Annotated in this window: 2 protein-coding genes; both read left to right on the plus strand. The window is 52.2% G+C overall.

The window, feature by feature from the left end; genetic code table 11:
* A partial coding sequence (locus AC1DNW_RS35415) for a phosphopantetheine-binding protein (protein WP_477855811.1) occupies positions 1 to 320 on the plus strand: 320 nt, incomplete at its 5' end.
* A partial coding sequence (locus tag AC1DNW_RS35420) for a condensation domain-containing protein (protein ID WP_477855813.1) occupies positions 320 to 765 on the plus strand: 446 nt, incomplete at its 3' end. The genes AC1DNW_RS35415 and AC1DNW_RS35420, both read left to right, overlap by 1 nt.

Here is a 765-nt window from a genome sequence, read left to right on the forward strand (position 1 = left end):
ATGGCGGCGGCTACAGGTCGCAGGACTATGTCGCCCCGCGCACGCCGACCGAACAGGCGCTTGCCCGCATCTGGTGCGACGTGCTCGGCCTCGAACAGGTCGGCATCCACGACAACTTCTTCGAACTCGGCGGACATTCGCTCCTGGCTATACAAATTAGAAATGTAATCCTCAAGAACTTCACAACCGAAATTCGCCTGGATGAGTTTTTGTTGAATCCCACTCTTGAGGGTTTAGCAAAAATCATTGATGGTACAATTATCGCTTCGCAACTTAGCGGGGTGACAGTGAATAGTGATCTTGAATCAGAGATATTTTGATGGATAAGGTCCGCACCCCCTTAGAAATTTTGGTTGAACTGGGAGTGACGTTTACTCTCAGAGAAAATGACGAGCTTGTTGCTCATGCAAAACCAGGTGTAATTAGCTCAGAAATTCGCAACCTGATACGCACTAACAAATCGGCTATCGTCTCTGCGTTGCGATCCTATCAGAGAGCTAGTGATGCCATTCCGTTAATTGCCTCGTTAAATTTGGCAAGAGCCGCGGCTTCACCTGCGCAGCAGCGTCTCTGGTTTTTGGATCAATACGACCAGGACAGCACAGCCTACAACATGCCGCTGGCGCTGCGTCTGAAGGGCGAGGGGATCAGCGCTGCACGGATAGGGGCGGTTTTTGAGGAGCTGACGCGGCGGCATGAATCGCTTCGCACGGTTTTTGAGCTCGACGATGGCGCGCCAGTACAGGTCATCAGGCCGCATGTGGA

This window comes from Rhizobium sp. 05L429 (genome assembly GCF_056397645.1).